Origin of the sequence: Morganella psychrotolerans (assembly GCF_001676055.1) — a bacterium.
In the GTDB taxonomy this organism is placed as follows: domain Bacteria; phylum Pseudomonadota; class Gammaproteobacteria; order Enterobacterales; family Enterobacteriaceae; genus Morganella; species Morganella psychrotolerans_B.
Window position 1 is genome coordinate 76,455 of the sequence record NZ_LZEX01000034.1, and the last position, 20,337, is coordinate 96,791.

19 protein-coding genes are annotated in these 20,337 nt (G+C 48.2%); 12 read left to right on the forward strand and 7 right to left on the reverse strand.

Translation table 11 applies throughout. The features are described 5' to 3' along the window. Nucleotides 1-31: 31 nt before the first annotated feature. Genes fliT through fliD form a run of 3 tightly spaced genes read right to left on the reverse strand, consistent with a single transcriptional unit; the run spans nt 32 to nt 2,280 of the window. Nucleotides 32-421, reverse strand: coding sequence for a flagellar protein FliT (gene fliT / locus AYY17_RS14215; RefSeq protein ID WP_067402251.1), 390 nt, complete (start codon nt 419-421; stop codon nt 32-34). After that, nucleotides 411-809, reverse strand: coding sequence for a flagellar export chaperone FliS (fliS, locus tag AYY17_RS14220; RefSeq protein ID WP_067361623.1), 399 nt, complete (start codon nt 807-809; stop codon nt 411-413). Before fliS ends, fliT begins: the two co-directional genes overlap by 11 nt. Before the next feature lie 4 nt (nt 810-813). Beyond that, nucleotides 814-2,280: a flagellar filament capping protein FliD gene (gene fliD, locus AYY17_RS14225; protein ID WP_067424612.1), complete on the reverse strand. Its 1,467-nt coding sequence runs from the start codon at nt 2,278-2,280 to the stop codon at nt 814-816. A 340-nt stretch (nt 2,281-2,620) separates the two neighbouring features. Here fliD and AYY17_RS14230 point away from each other — a divergent pair, with 340 nt between their 5' ends. The 4 genes from AYY17_RS14230 (at nt 2,621) to fliZ (ending at nt 6,791) form a co-directional block, all read left to right on the forward strand. Further along, nucleotides 2,621-3,769: a FliC/FljB family flagellin gene (locus AYY17_RS14230; RefSeq protein WP_067424613.1), complete on the forward strand. Its 1,149-nt coding sequence runs from the start codon at nt 2,621-2,623 to the stop codon at nt 3,767-3,769. Nucleotides 3,770-4,010: 241 nt separating this feature from the next. Then, nucleotides 4,011-5,162 (forward strand): FliC/FljB family flagellin, encoded by a 1,152-nt coding sequence (locus AYY17_RS14235; RefSeq protein WP_067424616.1) that lies wholly within the window; start codon nt 4,011-4,013, stop codon nt 5,160-5,162. A 333-nt stretch (nt 5,163-5,495) separates the two neighbouring features. Next, a complete protein-coding gene (locus AYY17_RS14240) occupies nt 5,496-6,218 on the forward strand; it encodes an RNA polymerase sigma factor FliA (protein WP_067361652.1) in 723 nt (240 codons plus the stop codon). Between the two features lie 57 nt (nt 6,219-6,275). Next, nucleotides 6,276-6,791, forward strand: a complete 516-nt coding sequence (gene fliZ, locus AYY17_RS14245; RefSeq protein WP_067402237.1) for a flagella biosynthesis regulatory protein FliZ — start codon at nt 6,276-6,278, stop codon at nt 6,789-6,791. A gap of 351 nt (nt 6,792-7,142) precedes the next feature. On the opposite strand, the gene putA is transcribed toward fliZ, so the two are convergent. Further along, nucleotides 7,143-11,114, reverse strand: coding sequence for a trifunctional transcriptional regulator/proline dehydrogenase/L-glutamate gamma-semialdehyde dehydrogenase (gene putA / locus AYY17_RS14250; protein WP_067424617.1), 3,972 nt, complete (start codon nt 11,112-11,114; stop codon nt 7,143-7,145). 579 nt (nt 11,115-11,693) lie between these two features. Between putA and putP the strand changes: the two genes are divergently transcribed. Next, nucleotides 11,694-13,181, forward strand: a complete 1,488-nt coding sequence (gene putP, locus AYY17_RS14255) for a sodium/proline symporter PutP (protein WP_067425073.1) — start codon at nt 11,694-11,696, stop codon at nt 13,179-13,181. A 191-nt stretch (nt 13,182-13,372) separates the two neighbouring features. Here putP and cycA read toward each other — a convergent pair whose 3' ends face one another. Continuing rightward, nucleotides 13,373-14,770 carry a D-serine/D-alanine/glycine transporter gene (gene cycA / locus AYY17_RS14260; RefSeq protein ID WP_067424618.1) on the reverse strand — a complete coding sequence of 466 codons (1,398 nt, stop codon included), beginning with the start codon at nt 14,768-14,770 and terminating at the stop codon, nt 13,373-13,375. 371 nt (nt 14,771-15,141) lie between these two features. On the opposite strand from cycA, the gene AYY17_RS14265 reads away from it, so the two are divergent. The 7 genes from AYY17_RS14265 (at nt 15,142) to AYY17_RS14295 (ending at nt 19,249) form a co-directional block, all read left to right on the forward strand. Beyond that, nucleotides 15,142-15,357: a YccJ family protein gene (locus tag AYY17_RS14265; RefSeq protein ID WP_067402226.1), complete on the forward strand. Its 216-nt coding sequence runs from the start codon at nt 15,142-15,144 to the stop codon at nt 15,355-15,357. 200 nt (nt 15,358-15,557) lie between these two features. Next, nucleotides 15,558-15,788, forward strand: a complete 231-nt coding sequence (locus AYY17_RS14270) for a YeeE/YedE thiosulfate transporter family protein (protein ID WP_067424619.1) — start codon at nt 15,558-15,560, stop codon at nt 15,786-15,788. A gap of 93 nt (nt 15,789-15,881) precedes the next feature. Further along, the gene (locus AYY17_RS14275) at nt 15,882-16,304 is read left to right on the forward strand and encodes a PPC domain-containing DNA-binding protein (protein WP_067424621.1); all 423 of its coding nucleotides are present in this window, start codon (nt 15,882-15,884) and stop codon (nt 16,302-16,304) included. 60 nt (nt 16,305-16,364) lie between these two features. Beyond that, nucleotides 16,365-16,949, forward strand: coding sequence for an ECF transporter S component (locus tag AYY17_RS14280; RefSeq protein ID WP_067361681.1), 585 nt, complete (start codon nt 16,365-16,367; stop codon nt 16,947-16,949). Between the two features lie 2 nt (nt 16,950-16,951). Then, entirely contained in the window at nt 16,952-17,656 is a 705-nt protein-coding gene (locus AYY17_RS14285; protein ID WP_067425076.1) for an energy-coupling factor transporter transmembrane component T, read from the forward strand. After that, on the forward strand, nt 17,647-18,489 hold the full coding sequence (locus AYY17_RS14290) for an energy-coupling factor ABC transporter ATP-binding protein (RefSeq protein ID WP_067424622.1): 843 nt from the start codon (nt 17,647-17,649) through the stop codon (nt 18,487-18,489). The genes AYY17_RS14285 and AYY17_RS14290 overlap by 10 nt, the downstream gene beginning before the upstream one ends. After that, nucleotides 18,476-19,249 carry an energy-coupling factor ABC transporter ATP-binding protein gene (locus AYY17_RS14295; protein WP_067424623.1) on the forward strand — a complete coding sequence of 258 codons (774 nt, stop codon included), beginning with the start codon at nt 18,476-18,478 and terminating at the stop codon, nt 19,247-19,249. The genes AYY17_RS14290 and AYY17_RS14295 overlap by 14 nt, the downstream gene beginning before the upstream one ends. A 52-nt stretch (nt 19,250-19,301) precedes the next feature. Here the strand turns inward: AYY17_RS14295 and AYY17_RS14300 are convergent, their stop codons facing one another. Together AYY17_RS14300 and AYY17_RS14305 are read right to left on the reverse strand one after the other, a co-directional pair. Beyond that, entirely contained in the window at nt 19,302-19,595 is a 294-nt protein-coding gene (locus AYY17_RS14300; RefSeq protein WP_067402212.1) for a DUF1883 domain-containing protein, read from the reverse strand. A gap of 154 nt (nt 19,596-19,749) precedes the next feature. Beyond that, the gene (locus AYY17_RS14305; RefSeq protein WP_156656716.1) at nt 19,750-20,190 is read right to left on the reverse strand and encodes a hypothetical protein; all 441 of its coding nucleotides are present in this window, start codon (nt 20,188-20,190) and stop codon (nt 19,750-19,752) included. Nucleotides 20,191-20,337 lie beyond the last annotated feature (147 nt).

Below are 20,337 nucleotides of genomic sequence, written 5' to 3' on the forward strand. Positions count from 1 at the left end.
ATTTTAATGTACAGTTCTGACCGGCTAAATGTTATTCCATTGGTTTAATATTAATTGAATAATCCGGGTCATTAAACTGCCCGTAACTTTTATTAATCACCCGCTGTTGATCTAACTGTTTTATTTCTTTGCTCAGATAGTTAAGGTGATCTTGTAGATAGGTTTTTGTTACCCGCTCATTCTCAATGATAGCTTGCAGTACTTCAACTAATTCGCCGGTGACCGGCTGTTCTTTTTCAAGTTCATGAGATATGTGTGTCAGATATTCGACAGCACTGACATAATCAGTTTCGCGGGCGATTAATGAGTCCCATTCACTGTTTTTTGCCAGGGTAACAAGTTCCTCACTCAGTACTAAAACATGGCTATATATATCGTGTAAATTGATGGTTGTTTGAATACTCACCTGGTTATCTTTCATCCACATTTGCCCCGATTTGTTGCCATGTTTCTGCGAGATCGGAGAGCAGTTGATAGACCTCTTTTATATAGGTCACATTATTTTCGATATTAGCGTTGAGTAACCGCATAATCATATAGTCATACAGTGAAGCCAGATTATGAGCCAGTTCACCTCCTGCCTCATAATCCAGTGCCTGTTTTAAGCCATTATCGATAATATTAATGGCTTTAGACAGTTCTTTGCCTTTGGCGGCAATATCATTTTGCTCCATAAAGATTTCGCTGCGACGAAGGGCGCTGAGCGCCCCGTTAAACAAAATCCGGATCAACTGATATGGCGAGGCATTGGTAATTTCACTTTCAAGATTAACTTGTTGGTAAGCCTGATTTGCCTTGCGTTGATACATATTTTTAACCTAACATTCTGCCGAGTGCCTGGGTGGTACCACTAAGGGTACTCATCATTTTATCCAGATTCTGAAACTGACGGCGGTATAAATCCATCGAGTTCTCAATCTGTTTGGTGGTTTGTTCGATACGTTTATCGATGCCTTTTTTCTTTTTCTCCAGACCATCAGTCGCGTTGTGAATAGTCCCTTCACGGCTGTCTAAGGTCTTTTTCAGGTAATTAAAGTTTTCGGTGGCAAAACCGGTTTTTTCACCGTCACCGGCGAAAAACTCTTTTACACTGGATGCGTTTTCACCGAGTGCTTTATCCATTATTTTCGTATCAATTTCCAGCGTACCGTCAAGCTTTTGCTTGATACCGAGTTTGTTCATGGTGTCTATTTCACCGCTGCCGTTTGGCGTACGGATTTGACTGCGCATCGTATTTTGAATACCACGCAAAGTTGAGTCACCAATCAGCGGGCCATTACTTTTATCTGCGGCTTTTCCGCTTTCGGTCTGCGTATATTTCGTCAGTTCGCTGCTGAGTTTCTGATATTCGTTATAGGCATCCACCCATGCTTTGATCTTGTTTTTTGATGGTTCGATGTCAGTAGAAATAATCAAATGGTCTGCTTTACCGTCTTCACTCTCTTTTTTCAGGGTCAGTTTCAGACCAGGAAATTCATCTTTTACGACGTTGCTGCTGGCTTCAATATCAAAACCATTGATATTCAGACGCGCATTATTACCGGCAACTTTTTGCGACATTTTACCGGTGTCGGGCATCTCGGTTACTTTGATCTGGATTCCGCCCGGGTTTGCAGGGTCTAATGGCACTTCTTTAACCGTGGAAGTGCAGTTCATCATATCAGCAAGGTTGGCATCACCGGTGACATCAACACTGATACGGGAATCCACCCCTTCGGTTTTTGAGGTTAAAACCAGATGAAATTCATTATTGCTGTCTTTAACAACAGCGGCAGAAACCCCTTTATCCTTTTTATTGATAGCATCAGCGATTTCAATTAATGAGGTATGTTCTTGATCCAGGGTTACTTCAAAGACTTTTTTCGGGTCAGAACCGTCACCCTGGGTGATTTTAATGGTTCGTGTGGCGGAACCATCACCAAGATTGGCTTTATTATCTTTCTGACCTGCGGTGGCAACGGTTTGTGCTTTGGCTAATTTATCCACACGCACATCATAAACCCCCGGTACGGCTTTGCCGTCGGTTGACACATCAAAGCTTTTGTATTCACCGCTGACTTTAGTAGTACTGATTTCGTCGTATTTTTTCAGGGCTTCAGCCGCTGATTTTAATTTTTCCAGTGAAGACTGTAACTTTCCGAATGCACTAATCTGAGCATCACACGCTGTTTTCTGAGCGGCTAATGGCTCCAGACGGCGCATTTCTGCGGCTTCCAGCATCTCCATTTGCTTATTAAGATCCATCCCTGCGCCAACCCCTAACGATGCTATGCCTGCCATGTGCTTCTCCTGAATTAAAGTGGTTTTACATAGTTATCGGTTGGTTGCGGGATAATTTTAGCGTTGACAACAAAAAATGATGGGTGGAGTTGCGCAGATAAAGCCGGTTTATTGTCTCTATTAAACAGATGCCGGTGAATTTCTGTTTTACAACGAGGTCAGAACGTATAAAGAAGAAAAGATAAATTCCATCATGGGCTGGTTATAAATGTCGATTATTAACAATATGGCGACTTTTTGTCTGTAAATAAAATGAATTATTTCCCGTTAACAGTATTACCCCGCCACGGCGGAATAACAATAATTCAGATTATTTCATTCAAAAACAGGAAATATCATCATGGCACAAGTTATTAATACCAATGTACTGTCTCTGGTTACGCAAAATAATTTAAATCGTTCACAAGGAGTGTTAGGTACAGCAATTGAGCGTCTTTCCTCCGGTGCCCGTATTAACAGTGCAAAAGATGATGCGGCAGGTCAGGCAATTGCCAACCGTTTCACCTCAAACGTGCGTGGTCTGACCCAGGCATCCCGTAACGCCAGCGACGGTATTTCTCTGGCGCAGGTTACGGAAGGGGCGGTCAATGAAATTAATGATAACTTACAGCGCATCCGCGAACTGGCAGTCCAGGCACAGAACGGCACTAACTCAGAGAGTGATATTAACTCTATTAAAGAAGAAGTGGGTCAGCGCCTGAAAGAAATTGACCGTATTTCAGAGCAAACCCAGTTTAATGGTATTAAAGTGCTGTCTTCTGATACCAAAATGAGTTTCCAGGTCGGAACAAATGATGGTGAAACTATTGATATTGATCTGAAAAAAGTGGATGGCGCCTCTTTAGGTCTGGATAAACTGGATATTGCCGCCTCTAAATTCGGTGCAATGTTATCAGCCGGTGATTTTGTTGCTGACCTTAAAGGTACCGGTACAGATGCTGATGCACTGAAAGCGGCAGAAGACGGACTTAAAGGCATTCAATTCAATAATAAAGATATTGAAGGAGCCAAAGTCTCTTACCAAACGAAGGCGGATGGTTCGGTTGATAAAACCAAAGTCTATATCCAGGGTAAGGTTGATGGCAAAGACGTGACATTAAAAGCGACTGTGACTGCAACTCCGGGAAATCCGACGGGAACTCCGGCAGTCGTTGCAAAACTGGAATTTACCGGCGTTGCTGAATTAGATGCCGCAGATCAAAAAGCCCTTGATGATAAAGGTCCGCTGGGTACCTTAGATAAAGCGCTGTCTAAAGTGGATTCCCAGCGCAGCCAGCTCGGTGCATTCCAGAACCGTATGCAGTCCACCATTAATAACCTGAACAACTCGGTTAACAACCTGAGCGCGGCACGCAGCCGTATTCAGGATGCCGATTTTGCCGTTGAAGTGTCAAATATGAGCCGTGGTCAGATTCTGCAGCAGGCGGGTACTTCTGTGCTGGCACAGGCAAACCAGGTGCCGCAGTCAGTGCTGAGCTTGCTGCGTTAATCTGGTAGCGGACAAATTATACCAATAAATCAACGCATTCCTCTGTTTTTATGTTTGGCCGGAACCTCTGTTCCGGCTTTTTTTATGCCCGCTGATAAATTTTCCCCGACGATTTTCTAAAAATATTTACTAAAAAAACTAAAGTGGCCTGTCAGGGTGCCGATAGTGTTAGTACTGGCGAAAATCAGAAACCCAAACAGACAAACGCTGTTTATTATTTTCAATAACAAGGACATATATCATGGCACAGGTTATCAACACTAACGTTCTTTCTCTGACTACTCAGAACAACTTAAACCGTTCACAGGGCGTACTGGGTTCTGCAATCGAGCGTCTGTCTTCAGGTTCACGCATCAACAGCGCAAAAGACGATGCAGCAGGCCAGGCAATTGCCAACCGCTTCACTTCAAACGTTAAAGGTCTGACTCAGGCTGCACGTAATGCCAACGACGGTATCTCTATCGCACAGACCGCTGAAGGTGCAGTTAACGAAATCAACGATAACTTACAACGTGTTCGTGAGCTGACTGTTCAGGCACAAAACGGGACTAACTCCAAGAGCGACTTAGAGTCAATCAATAAAGAAGTTAAAGCCCGTATGGACGAAATCAACCGTATCTCTGAACAAACTCAGTTCAATGGCGTGAAAGTACTGAGCAAAGATACCTCAATGAAAATTCAGGTAGGTACTAACGATTCAGAAACTATCGATATCAACCTGAAAAAAATCGACAGCGAAGTTTTAGGTCTGACCGGTTTTGATGCAAGCAGCGCCAAATTTGGTTCAGCAGTAACTGCCGATAGCTTTGTTACTGCGCTCAAGGGTGACCTTGATGATTCTGTATCAGCAACGGCAGCAGCCAAAAAAGGTTTCGACGATATCACTGTTGGCGGTGCTAAAATTACCGATGCTAAAGTTTACTATGCAAAGGGTGCCGATGGTAAAGATGATACTGGTAACATGATTATTGTTGGTAAAGATGCTGCGGGTAAAGAAGTTACAGCTAAAGTAGCTGCACCTACAGTAACTGCTGGGGTGAAAGCTACTCCTGTGGCACCAGAACTGAAATTTGCTGACGCTACAGCTTTAACTGCTGCTGAGCAAAAAACCTTGGACGAGAAAGGTCCTCTGGGTACTTTAGACAAAGCACTGGCAACTGTTGACGGCCTGCGTTCAGACCTGGGTGCTATCCAGAACCGTATGCAGTCTACCATCAATAACCTGAACAACTCTGTTAACAACCTGAGCGCTGCACGCAGCCGTATCGAAGATGCAGACTTCGCAGTTGAAGTCTCTAACATGAGCCGTGGCCAGATCCTGCAACAAGCAGGTACTGCTGTGTTAGCACAGGCAAACCAGGTTCCTCAGGGCGTTCTGAGCCTGTTACGTTAATATACGTCTATATACGTAGTAGCGTTAATATATTTAAAAGGTCAGAATATTCTGACCTTTTTTTTATATCTGTTACCCATAACAGAACAAATAATGTTCTAACTATTTGTTTTTTTATTCTATCAATGAACATTTATTTTTCTTTTTATCATATAAAATAACCGCGATTTTGAAAAAAAGATGCTAAAAATGAAAGAGAGTATTGCTATTTGTTAATGAGGTGATTTAGGATAAGGCAAATAAGGCGTGATTTACCTCACTACTCACCGGATTGAATTCTTTTTCGGGCACGATAATAAAAGCCTTTCATGAATCTCGAAGGGTTTTCAGGTTGTGAGTGATTTGTATACCGCCGAAGGTGTTATCAACAAAAATAGCCTGTGGGAACGTTATTATCCCCTTATCCGGCACGAAGCCCTGAAATTGCAGGTAAGATTACCGGCAAGCGTTGATATTGACGACTTAATTCAGGCCGGAGGTATCGGCTTACTGCATGCGGTTGAACGGTTTGACGCCATGCAGGGCGCGACATTCGCGACCTACGCGGTACAACGGGTTCGTGGTGCAATGCTGGATGAATTGCGGGGAAGAGACTGGGCACCCCGCAGTGTGCGCCGTCAGGCGCGGGAAATAACCAAAGCGGTGCGTGCATTAGAGCAGTCATTAGGGCGCACTGCCACCGAACAGGAGATTGCTGACTCATTAGAGATGGATATAGCGGAATATCGGCAGGTGTTAACTGACACCAATAACAGCCAGCTATTTTCCTATGATGAGTGGCACGAGATCCACGGCGAGAGTTGCGAACCCGTCCGTGATGATGAAGACGGGGGAAACCCGCTCGGTTTGTTGGTAGACGAAAGTTTGCGTCACCAGGTGGTTGAGGCGATAAAACAACTGCCTGAACGTGAAAAACTGGTTTTGACTCTTTACTATCAGGAAGAGCTTAACCTTAAGGAGATAGGCGCAGTGCTGGACGTAGGGGAATCCCGCGTCAGCCAGTTACACAGCCAGGCAATAAAAAGGCTGCGGGCCCGCTTAAAATCCATGAAATAACTTTGACTTTATCTTTGATTTATTTAATTAGACTAGACTACACAAGGCGCCAGAATTATGTCTGTTTCAAAACAAAAGAAACGGCCTGTAAGCCGTTATATTAAAGATTTTAAACATAGCCAGACTCATTGCAGCCACTGCCAGAAAACCCTCGATCGTATTTCACTGGTGTTTAATGGTCAGCTGATCAATAAAGAAGCGATTTCTGAAATGACAGATATGATCGATGATACTGTCTGGATGGGATTGCAGGACAAATTTGTGGCACTGTGCCGTTTTTGCAGCGAAATTTACTGCAACAGCGCGACAGATTACTTCGATATCATGGCATTTAAACAGTATCTGTTTGAAGAGACTGAAATGAGCCACAGCACCGTACGCGAATATGTTGTCCGCTTACGCCGCCTGGACGAGTTGCTTTCCTCGAAAGAATTCCCGACCACTACGGCATTTTCAACTGAAGTGATTCAGGCACAGCTGAGTGAAGATTTATCTGACTCCGCACTGAGTAACTACAATATTGCACTGCGCAAGTACGAACAGTATCTGCACTGGCAGGGCAAAGGGCACTGAGTTACAGCGCCTGACTTTTTTTTATCTTTAAAAGATGAAACAAAGGGGACATTCGTTCCCTTTTTCCGTTCTTATACCCTTATTCATTCAAACTGCAGATGCGTTGGCTGCACTCAGCTAGCTGAGTCACATACTGATGTATGCTCCCCAACTATCTTCACTTGCCGCCTTCCTGCATCTTGAATGACGTTGGGTATACCCTTATTCATTCAAACTGCAGATGCGTTGGCTGCGCTCAGCTAGCTGAGTCACATACTGATGTATGCTCCTCAGCTATCTTCACTTGCCGCCTTCCTGCATTCCGAATGACGTTGGGTATACATATATTTATTTAAATCAATAGATTGTTGGTCAGCCAATGGTCATCAGGCTGGCATTTCCGCCTGCGGCGGCGGTATTCACACTGACAGCCCGTTCATGCATTAACAGCATCAGCGGAATATGGGTTTCGCCGTGGCTTAAACCGGCAACCGGGACTATTGCCCCCGGTCGTGATGCCACTTCTTGGTTCACGCTCTGCAGTTTGTCGCTGTCTCCGTGGAAGATAACCCCGTTGAAATCAACCGTCTCAGTTGCCCAATCCGCTGCCAGTGTCACCTGAGCGCGGACAGCGTCCGGCAGACGGTTATAGAGTGCGCGGGTGTGCTCAGTGTCTGCAAAGAGCTGGCGGCAGCCGGTGGCAAGTGTCGCGCCCAGTTGCAGCAGCGCATCATGCTCTGTGTCATTTAACCCGAGAATGGTACCGCGCGGCAGCAGATGATAACTGTTGCGCTCACCGGTCGGTCCCGGTAGCAGGCGGCAGGTTCCGGCTTGCGACAGTGTGCCGTAGCGGGAGATTGCGGGCAGAACATCATCGCGGTGTTGTGATTGCAGCCAGTTGCAGAATGTATTGAACGGCAGCTGTAACTGTGTGCGCAGTGAAACATCCGGTACAGCGCTGTTATCAATCTCTGCCAACGCATTCATTACGGAATCATCAGGTTGTTCCGCAAGCAGGCGGTGGAGATAGAGCGGCCCGCCGGCTTTCGGTCCGGTGCCGGAAAGTCCCTCACCGCCGAATGGCTGAACGCCGACCACTGCGCCGACAATGTTGCGGTTCACATAAATATTTCCGGCATCAATCTGCTGTGTCAGTTGTGAGATGGTTTCATCAATCCGCGTGTGGATCCCGAATGTCAATCCGTAACCGCCGGCATTAATTTTTGCCGTCAGATCTGCCAGACTGTCACGCGGATAGCGCACCACATGCAGCACCGGGCCAAAAATTTCCTGTGTTAGTTCGGTTACATCATCAAGCTCAATCAGTGTCGGCGGGATAAAGGTGCCGTTCAGTAACTGCGGCAAACCGGCATCCATTGCGAATGCCGCCTGATACACAGACTTGCCTTTGCCGCGCATCCGCTGAATATGCTGACGAATGCTGTTATGCGCCTCTTCATCAATCACCGGCCCGATATCGGTTGTCAGTATTTCCGGATTTCCGGCACGGCATTCCGCCATCGCACCTTTAAGCATAGTGATGGTGCGATCAGCCACATCTTCCTGGATACAGAGCAGGCGCAGCGCCGAACAGCGCTGTCCGGCACTGTCAAACGCAGAACTTATCACATCAGTGACAACCTGTTCGGTCAGCGCGGAGGAATCGACAATCATGGCATTCAGCCCGCCGGTTTCCGCGACAAGCGGGATAACCCGGCCTTCTGTGCAGAGCCGTGCCGCCAGGTTACGCTGCAAAATTTTTGCCACCGCAGTCGAGCCGGTAAACATTACGCCCTGAACACGCGGATCACACACCAACTGGTTACCGGTGGTTTCACCTTCGCCCGGCAGCAGTTGCAGAACATCACGCGGCACACCGGCCTGATGCAGCAGCCGGATGGCAACAGAGGCTATCAGTGGTGTCTGCTCTGCCGGTTTTGCCAGCACCGGGTTTCCGGCGGCAAGGGCGGCGGCTATTTGTCCTGTAAAAATAGCCAGCGGGAAGTTCCACGGACTGATACAGACCACAGGTCCCAGCGGGCGGTGGGTATCATTGGCAAAATGTGTCCGCACTTGTGCGGCATAGTAATTGAGGAAATCAACAGCTTCACGGACTTCGGCGATAGCATTGGCATAGGTTTTCCCGGCTTCGCGAACCAGAATGCCCAGCAAAGGCTGAAGTTCTGCTTCCATAAGCTGAGCCGCTTTGCACAGAATCGCCGCGCGCTCTTGCGCCGGTGTCGCAAACCAGATACCGGCGGCTTGTTCAGCCGTAGCTAGTGCGCTGTCCACTTCATCTTCTGCGCAGGGGCGCACATGCCCGACAATATCATTATGATCGGCAGGGTTTCTGACCTGCTGCCGTTCTGCCGGGGAGGCGGATAAAAAATCACCGCCGGTAAGCGGCTCACAATAAAGTGTATCACCGGCACGGCTGAGCAGGGCGCAGGAGAGTGACGCCAGGCGGTGCTCGTTACTCAGATCAAGACCGGCAGCGTTGACCCGTGAATTGCCGAATAACTGACGCGGCAGCGGAATTTTAGGGTGAGGCAGACCAACGGCACCCTCTTTTTCCGCCATCGACAGAACTGATTTCACCGGGTCTTCCACCAGGGTTTCCAGCGGGATATTACCGTCCGCTATCCGGTTAACAAACGAGGTATTCGCACCATTTTCCAGCAGGCGGCGCACCAGATACGCCAGCAGGGTTTCATGTGTTCCGACCGGTGCATACACGCGGCACGGACGGTTCAGTTTGCCGTCAGCAATTTTTCCGACCACCTGCTCATACAGCGGCTCGCCCATACCGTGCAGACACTGAAATTCATATTGTCCCGGATAGTAATTATTGCCTGCGAGATGATATATCGCAGAAAGTGTGTGGGCATTATGTGTGGCGAATTGCGGATAAATCAGGTTGGGTACAGACAGCAGCTTGCGGGCGCAGGCAAGATACGAAATATCGGTATAAACTTTGCGGGTATAAACCGGGTATCCTTCTAATCCGTCCACCTGAGCGCGTTTGATTTCGCTGTCCCAGTATGCACCTTTTACCAGGCGGATCATCAGGCGGCGCTGGCTGCGCGAGGCGAGATCGATAAGATAATCCACCACTGCCGGACAACGCTTCTGATACGCCTGGATAACAAAACCGATCCCGTTCCAGCCCGCCAGTTGCGGGTCAAAGCAGAGTTTTTCCAGTAAATCGAGGGAGATTTCCAGCCGGTCAGCTTCTTCGGCATCAATATTAATCCCGATATCATACCGGCGCGCCATCAGAACCAGACTTAACAGGCGCGGATATAATTCATCCATCACCCGATCATACTGCGCGCGGCTGTAACGCGGGTGCAGGGCGGAGAGTTTAATCGAAATTCCGGGGCCCTCATAAATTCCGCGCCCGCCGGATGCTTTACCGATGGCATTGATAGCCTGCTGATAAGAAAGAAGATAAGCCTGTGCATCCGCTTCTGTCAGCGCCGCTTCACCCAGCATGTCATAAGAGTAGCGGAAACCGCGCTCTTCATTTTTGCCGGCATTTGCCAGTGCCTGTGCAATGGTTTCGCCGGTGACAAACTGCTCGCCCATCAGGCGCATTGCCATATCCACGCCTTTGCGTACCAGCGGTTCGCCGCTTTTGCTCAGTATCCGGTTAAGGGAGCGGGAGAGTCCGGCTTCATTGTGTGTCGCCACCAGTTTGCCGGTAAACAGCAATCCCCAGGTGGCGGCATTTACAAACATGGATTTACTCTGCCCAAGGTGTGAATTCCAGTCACCGGCGCTTATTTTATCGCGGATAAGCGCATCACGAGTTGCTTTATCGGGAATGCGCAGCAGGGCTTCAGCCAGGCACATCAACGCGATCCCCTCCTGAGAGGAGAGTGAAAATTCCTGTAATAATCCCTGAACCAGACCTGCGCGTCCGCTGCTGTTTTTCTGGTTGCGCAGTTTTTCAGCCAGCCCGTAAGCCAGCGTATATGCTGCCTGCGTCTGTTCCGGGGTTAGCTGTGCCGGCGGGAGAAGCATAGAAACGGCTTCCGGCTCGGGCATCCGGTAAGCAGAGGTGATGGCTGCCCGTCTCACCGATTGCGGCAGAATATCCCCGGCAAATTCCAGAAATGGCTGATAAGCAACCGGAGGTACTGTCAGTTCCGCATCATCCCGGGGGGCATTGTCCCCGGAGACGGGCAGTGTACTTTCCGGCTGAGCACTCAGTTGGGCGAGGTACTCAAAAATAGCTTGTTTAATAAGCCAGTGCGGGGTGCGATCTATCTTTTGTGCCGCGAGTTTAATTTGTTCGCGGGTTTCATCATCCAGTCTTACACCCATGGTGGTACTTGCCATATTTATTCCTCATAAACAGCCGGGGATCTAAGTTACACATCAATATCCATCAGGTTGCAACTTTGTGCAACGTTGTTAAATAAAAGGATGTCTAAAGTGTGAATAATATCGCTGTTTAATATCATTAATATGGAGTGATTAATTAATAACCCGTACTGGTTAAAATAAAACCATTATATAACAATAGTATATTGGTTATTTAAAGGCGTATAATGATCAAATCAAGTGATTGATATCATCGTAAACTGATGATTGCTCTCGTGATGAAAGTCACGAATTTTCACTTTAGTATCGTTAATTAATTGTTATTTTATTGTTGTTGTCGTTACTATCCGACGGAACACAACATATTACCGGCATTATAAAAAAATAATGATTAACGGGGCATTATCTGCACCGGACGGAGAGAGCAGCCACTATGTGCAACACCGTAATATCAGTGCAACACAGTGTTACTCTGCTTCTCCGGCGGATTCTTCTGTGGGCAGATTGCTATCATGCAGCGGGCAGGAGAGCCTGTACACGCAATGCTGATGTAATGACGGATTATCAATTCAGTACAGGAACTCAACTATGAATATGACACTGACAACACCGTTGCTGGTGACATTTATTGTCTACATCTTCGGTATGCTGTTTATCGGCTATATGGCTTACCGCTCCACCACCACATTCGATGACTATATTCTCGGCGGCCGCCGGATGGGCAGCTTTGTTACCGCATTATCGGCAGGTGCGTCTGATATGAGCGGCTGGCTGCTGATGGGCTTGCCCGGCGTGGTTTTTTTCTCGGGTATTTCAGAATCCTGGATAGCCATTGGTCTGTGTCTGGGCGCGTGGCTGAACTGGCGGATTGTCGCCGGACGCCTGCGCTTACAGACAGAGGTAAACAATGCGCTGACACTGCCGGATTATTTCACCCAGCGTTTTGAGGACAAAAGCCGCATTCTGCGTATTGTGTCTGCTGCTGTGATCTTAATCTTTTTCACGATCTACTGTGCATCCGGTATTGTGGCCGGTGGCCTGTTGTTTGAAAGCACCTTTGGTATCAGCTATGAAAAAGCCATGTGGCTGGGCGCGGGTGCAACTATCGCATACACCTTCCTCGGTGGTTTTCTGGCTGTAAGCTGGACAGATACCGTTCAGGCAACGCTGATGATTTTCGCCCTGATCCTGACACCGGTAATGGTGATTGTTTCTGTCGGCGGGTTTGACACCGCACTGGCGATTATTGAGGCAAAAAGCCCGGCGTATGTGGATATGTTCCGCGGACTGGATGTTATCGCGATAGTGTCATTGCTGGGCTGGGGACTGGGCTATTTCGGACAGCCGCATATTCTGGCGCGTTTTATGGCGGCGGATTCACATCATACTATCCGTAGCGCACGCCGCATCAGCATGACCTGGATGGTGCTCTGTCTGCTCGGAACCGTCTGTGTGGGCTTCTTCGGGATCGCTTTTTTCGAGCAAAATCCGTCGCTTGCCGGTGCGGTAACTGAAAACCGTGAGCGTATCTTTATGAGCCTGACGGCGATCCTGTTTAATCCGTGGATAGCCGGTATTCTGTTATCCGCTATTCTTGCGGCGGTAATGAGCACGCTGAGCTGCCAGTTACTGGTAAGTGCCAGCGCACTGACAGAAGATATCTATAAGCCGTTCTTCCGTAAAAATGCCTCACAAAAAGAGATGGTGATGGTCGGGCGTATTATGGTGCTGGTGATCGCGGTGATCGCCATCTATATCGCCAGCGACAAAGACAATAAAGTGCTCGGGTTAGTGAGTAATGCATGGGCCGGGTTTGGTGCGGCATTCGGACCGGTTATATTGTTCTCGGTTATCTGGCAGCGCATGACCCGCAACGGGGCGCTGGCGGGCATGTTTACCGGGGCGGTGACTGTTCTGCTCTGGATGGAATATAAATGGTTTGCTTTATATGAAATCATACCGGGCTTTATCCTGGCGGCGATTGCCATAGTGGTTGTTAGTCTGGCAGGGAAAGCACCGGGTAAAGAAGCACAGGAACGCTTTGCGCAGGCCGAGAAGCAATACCTTGGTCATACGGAATAGCCGATACCCTTATTCATTCAAACTGCAGGTGCGTTGGCGGCGTGAAGCCAGCCGGGTCACATACTGATGTATGCTCCCCGACTATCTTTCCTTGCCGCCTTCCTGCATCTTGAATGACGTTGGGTATAAATATTCTATAGTATAAAAATCCCGGCACAGTACAGACTGTGCCGGGATTTTTTTATCGTACTTTACAGACTGCGATGTTTTTTCACCTGCCGGTAGCCGACAGCCAGCAGCACAAACCATAATGGTGTGACAATCAGCGCCTGGCGGGTATCCGGCTCCAGGGTTAACAGCACAATAACAAAGGCAAAAAACGCCAGGCAGACCCATGGGATCCAGCGACCGAACGGCATTTTATACGAAGAGGCAAGGTGCAGCTCCGGACGGCGGCGACGGTAAGCCAGATAACTGCACAGGATCATGCTCCAGATAAACATAAACAGGATAGCCGATACGGTTGTCACCAGGGTGAACACATGCATCACATCGGGGATAAAATAGAGCAGCACAACCCCGACAGAGAGACAGATGCAGGTAAAAATCAGCCCGGTCGCCGGAACCGCCTGTTTCGATAACTGACGAAATTGTTTTGGTGCGCTGCCCTGTTTTGATAATCCGAATAACATCCGGCTGGTGGAGAACACACCGCTGTTGGCTGATGACGCGGCGGCGGTTAATACCACAAAGTTCACCAGACTGGCTGCCGCAGGTATTCCTATCATAATAAACAACTCAACAAACGGACTTTTATCCGCCGGAATGGCGCGCCACGGTGTGACTGACATGATAATGATCAGCGCCAGCACATAGAATGCAATGATACGAAACGGGATAGCATTAATCGCCCGCGGCAGAGCTTTGGTCGGGTCACGGGTTTCTGCTGCTGCAGTACCTACCAGTTCAATACCGACAAAGGCGAATATGGCTATCTGGAACCCGGCAAAGAAGCCGATAATCCCTTTCGGGAACATACCTCCGTCAGACCAGATATTTGACAGCGCCGCCTGATGTCCTTCCGGTGAGACAAAGTGTGTGCCGATAAGAAATGCGCCGATAATAATCAGTGCAACAATGGCGACAATTTTTATCATTGAAAACCAAAATTCCATCTCACCAAATAATTTCACCGTCGCAAGATTCAGGGACAATAATAACAAAATGCAGAGCAGGGAACTGACCCAGCGCGGAAAATCCGGCGCCCAGTGCATAATATAGCCGGTGATCGCCACCACATCGGCAATACCGGTAATCACCCAGCAGAACCAGTAAGTCCATCCCACAAAAAAACCGGCCCACGGGCCTATCAGATCACCGGCAAAATCACTGAACGATTTATAATTAAGGTTTGAGAGAAGAATTTCGCCCATTGCCCGCATAACAAAGAACAGGACAAACCCGATAATCATATATACGAATAAAACCGAGGGGCCTGCCAGCGAAATGGTTTTTCCGGATCCCATAAACAGCCCGGTGCCGATAGCCCCGCTGATAGAAATAAGCTGAATATGGCGGTTGGTCAGACTGCGTTTAAGTTCACCCCTGGGCGCGGTTGCCGCGGGGGTGACAGGTGTATTTTCGTCCATAAATATATCCGGTATAGTAAAAAAGTAACTATTATATTTTTTAATCCAAAAATAGGATTTTCACAAAATAGTGTGACACATTTCGCAGAGCGAGTAACGCAGAATTTTCCGGAGAATTCAGTGGGTTGATAGTTTTATGTGTTTATTTCTCATGCTTTCGGATTAGATTTTTTGTAGGTGAATAAATGACGGCATTCCTCAGGAAAGGTGGCAGAGGTTACAATTTATTTAATAACATTAATGGGAAGAGTAAAATTAACACCTGTGAGTCACAATAGTATATTTAGGGTATTTTCCGGCTATACTCAGTCTGTTGCTGATATACGTTTGCAGCATTTAAATCTCGGCGGATAAAGCTAAGGAGTCAGACGATGAAAGATCCACATGATATTGCGGCGTGGGCTAAAATCCGCGAAACCTCTGTTGAAATTGCACAGGCTATCTTTGAACTGGCCGGTAATGACGAAGTTCTGGCAGAACAAATCTGGGAAGAGGGCTCTGATGAAGTGCTGCCACTGGCATTTTCCAAAACAGATGCTGACAGATTATATTGGGGTGAGGAAACCATTGAGAGAAAAAATGTATAAATTCTGAACCGCTATCCGCCGTTTGTTGCGGTGGATAGTGGTTATTCCCCGGCCATAAAAATATTATTTTTGTTTTCTGTGATCTGCCATAAATAATCAAAAGATTTTTACGCTAAGATATCGCCCTTAAAGGAGCGATGTCTATGATAAGTTTATCTCATCTATCCGGTCTATTCTTAGGGGTATTCCCGGGTTTTGTTATGCAGCGCGGCCGCTTTTGTCCGGCCGGTGAACTGCATGATCTCTATCTTTTCTGTGACAGCAGAATGCTTATTGCCATTCTGATTGTTATCTCCGTTCCGAGCATCGGTCTTTTTACCTTCTCTTCGTTTGGTATCGCGCAACTTCCCGGCGGGGCTTTCCTGTGCATTATTCTGGGTAGCTTGATTGCCGGTTATTTTACGATTATCCGTCCGCAGAAAATAAAGTAATTAATAAGGTGAAGCAATGAATACGCCGGAATCAGATACCCGCGGGTATTTATGTTCGTTTCCGTTAATATTGTATATCCACAGGGAAATTCAATGACACTTACACCGCTTTCCGGTGCGCGCTTTCTCGCACTGCGTTTATTACCCGGAGATGATGTTCTGCCGGTGCTGCGCAAGTATGCGCAGCAGCATCATCTGCAATCTGCATTTATTGCCGGGTGTGTCGGAAGCCTGACGGATGTCGCGCTGCGTTTTGCCGGGCAGGAAAATATCGATTATCTGACCGGAAAATTCGAAATTGTCTCACTGATCGGCACTCTGGATGAAAAGGGTGAACACCTGCATCTTTGCGTGTCGGATGAAAAAGGGCATACGCGGGGCGGGCATATGATGCCGGGCTGTACGGTACGCACCACACTTGAGTTAATTATCGGCGAACTGGAGCAGGTTATTTTCACGCGTGAAATGTGCGCACTCTCAGGCTATGAAGAGCTGGTGGTAACACCAAAACCGTAATTTCAAAAACCGTAATTTCAAAAACATCATCAACCAACTGTGATCAATAAAGGTGCCTGTATGAACGCATCACAACCTCTGCTTTCCAGCCGTACACTTGTTCTGATTGTTGTCGCGATCGCCATTAATATGATCGGCGGGCAACTTAGTTCAACACTGAAACTGCCGGTTTTTCTGGATTCAATCGGTACCATTATTTGCGCACTGCTGGCAGGTCCGTGGGTGGCAATCCTCAGCGGATTATTAACTAATTTGCTGTGGGGATTACTCAGCGGACCGGTTGCCGCCGCATTTGCCCCGGTCTCGATGATGATAGGTCTCAGTGCCGGGCTGATGGCCCGCGCCGGATGGTTCCGTTCATTACCGCGTGTTGTTGTCTCCGGCGTGGTGATAACCCTGGCGCTGACAGTGATCGCAGTTCCAATCCGCACGTATTTATTTGCCGGAACAACCGGCAGCGGGGCGGATTTCTTTGTCGCGTATTTACATGCTGTCGGTGACAATCTGATTGAATCTGTTGCGGTTACCGTGATCGGCGTTAATCTGGCAGATAAAATTCTATCAGCACTGATAGCCTGGCTGCTGGTCCGCCGGTTACCACAGCGTGCACAGCGAAACTTTCCGCATATGGCGCGGGTGCGGTAATGTTGCACCCGTTCACTGCCCTGACACTCTGGCTGTGGCTGAGCGCCGGAGTACTGTTTTTATCTTCCGGCTGGCTGCTGTTTGCTGTCAGTTGCGCGACCTTTGCTGCGCTGATTATCTGGCCTGCATCCCGGCACCGCGTAAAGTTTGTTGTCTGGCTGATGCTGCCGATGGCGGCAGGGCTGTGGCTTATCCACAGCGGCTGGCTGGCGCACTGGCTGACAGGTACAGTACCTGATAACCGTCATCAGGCATATGCCATAGCCCTTTGGTTCAGACTGCTGGCGATTATCAGCGGTGCACAACTGTGGCTGCAATATGTGACAACAGAACGTTTTATCCGCGCACTGTTCGCCAGCCGTCTGCCGGTGAGTTTTGCTTATTTACTTGCCGGTCCGCTGTTACTGGCGGAGCAGCTCCGGCGGCAACTGGGGATTATCCGTGAGGCACAACTTGCCCGCGGAGTACCTCTGGATGGCAATATATGGCAGCGGTTAACCTCCCTGCCTGCGTTGATTTTGCCGCTGGCGGGACACACACTGAGTGAGCTGGCAGTGCGGGGAGCGGCATTGGACATGCGCGGATTCCGGGCCGTTTCCCGGCGCACCACACTGAATGCGCCGGCAGACAGTCGTATACAGCAAAGGGTGCGTTACGGATTACTGTTCCTGATCCTGATTGAAGGAGGATTCCGTCTGTGGTGGTAAATTTACAGAATGTCACCTTTACACCAAAAGGTGCTGTGCAGCCTGCGCTTTCGCTGTCTGATTTCCGGCTGGCGACAGGTGAGTGGGCGGCGGTACTGGGCGGAAACGGCAGCGGGAAAAGTACCCTGGCGCAAGTATTGTGTGGCTGGTTTCCGGAGTTGTTGCCCGGAACGCTGACCGGTACGGCGGATATTCAGGGCATGGCACCCGGCACGCATTCTCTTGTTCAGACAGCGGCTTACCGGCAACTGGTACAGCAATCACCGCAGTTGCAGTTATCCGGCTGTGCATTCAGTGTTGAGCAGGAAGTGGCATTCGGACCGGAAAACCTGGGATTGCCTCCGGCAGAGATTGAGCTGCGGGTGAATGATGCGCTGAGGCTGACGCAGTGTGACACATTGCGCCACCGGCATCCGGCCACCTTATCCGGCGGGGAATCTCAGCGGGTGGTGATTGCGGGCGCTCTGGCAATGCGACCGGCGTTGTTACTGCTCGATGAGGCATTCAGCAGGATGACACCCGCAATGGCACATATAATTTTGATGAATTTGAAACAGTATTCGGATGCGTATGGATGCAGTGTTATTTTGTTTGAGCGCACATTGTTTCCGGCGGCAGATTATTGTGATCAATTCTTTTTGCTTGAGCAGGGTACGTTTACGGCAACGGGTTCTTTACAGGCTGTTTTTACCGCGGCACTGCCGGTGATTATGATGCCGGATGCCTGGCGTCTGGCAGGACAACGGATGCTGAGCGGACAGTGGAAAGGCACAGTCCCGCACAATGATGCGGCACTGATCGCCGCTTTTAAGGAAAATCATGTTACACCTTGATAGCCTGAGTTATGCCTGGCCGGGCACCGGGCAAAATTGTATCACCCGACTGTCACTGACGATTGCCCCGGGTGAATGGGTGGCGCTGGCAGGGGATAATGGTGCGGGTAAATCCACACTGCTGCGTCTGGCTGCCGGATTACTGCGCCCGGATGCAGGCCACGCATTATTTCGCGGGCAGGAGCTGGCAGATTACACCGCCGCGCAGCGCGCAAACCATATCGGTGTATTGTTTCAGGAGGCAGAGCATCAGATTTTTCACAGCACCGTTTATGATGAGGTCGCCTTCGGGTTGCGGCGGCGCAAATTACCGGCGACAGAGATAAAACGGCGGACATTACAGGCAATAACGGATTGCGGGCTGGATGATGTTATACAGCTTCATCCTCTGGATTTGCATGCAGGGCAGCGCCGGATGGTGGCGGTTGCCGGACTGAGTGCAGCGGCACCTTCATTTTTATTGCTGGATGAACCGGGCAGGGATTTTGATGCGGTCTGGCTTACACGTTTTGAATCCTGGCTGGCATTACAGCAGGGAGCCGGAACCACTATCCTGGCTATCAGCCATGACTTTGATTTTATTGCCCGGCATTTTCCGCGGGTCGTACATCTTGAGGCCGGCAAAATAATTGCAGACGGCTCTGCGCAGAGCGTACTTTATCACCCGCAGTTGCAATCTCCCGGCGTATTACCGGCACCGACGCTGCATTCATTACGCAGGGCATTGTCATCAAAAACAGAGCCACCAAAAACAGAATAATAAATAAAGTGCCCCTGCCAAAGGGCGCATTTGTTATATCTGCGTCTGTGAGCTATTTTTTCGCTATCGCTTTATTTGCACAGGGCTCAACGGTAATTGAGTGCTCGACTGTCAGTGCGCCTTCTTCAATATCCATGGTAATATTCCAGTCGGCATCGAAAGGTACGACCATTCTGGCGGGTAACTCATGGAAAAAACCACTGCCGCCATGTGTCCGGAACGGCATACCATTACGGAACTGATTAAAATTCATTTTGCTCATCATTAAAACATTGCAAGGGCGTCCGCAATCGACCACGATGGTATCACCTGCGGTCAGGTGCATTCTTTTATGTAAAAACGGCATCGCTAAGTTCCTTCTTTTATTCGGCTGCGATAATTATTACTGTTAATTTATCGTAATAACCGGATGAGTTCATTTATTTTTTATTCCTGTGGTTTTAATTACGTAAAACAACTCAGGAATAATCTATGTTAATCGTTATTAAGGATAGTAGGTATTAACTAACGCCCTGGGATTTAATGCAATAACTTTTTTTTTGTTCATCTGATAGTGTATGCGTTTCTAACCAATCTCTTTTATGTAACTCAAAATCAGGTGATTCTCCCAAATGTAATGCCAGGAGATAATTAAAATCTTTGAGGTTGTTTTTTTCAAATAATGAAATCACATCCCGATAACAGATGTTATGGGGTAATTTTATCCGTTCAGTCAACATACACTCCATTAATTTCAATGATGGAACCTGCGTATCCTGATTAATAATATTTAACTGTGTTATCGCTTTATCATATCGGGTATCAACAATGAGAAGGTCGCTGTAGAGCTGGCGCAGCGCGATATCATCAGGATGCTGACGGATCAGTGTATCAAACTGATTCAGTACTTTTTCTTTACCTGCATTAGTCGTACTGCCGGAATATTTTATAATATAGGTCATTGCCTGATCTCTCGGGACCGGCTGTGTATTTGTATAAGCATGTGATGTTAATGAAAAGCTGAACACCAACGCTATTATAATCCAGATCTTCATCGAATACGGTTCCCTGTATATTTACCGTGAATACACTATAACATAGGCGAAATA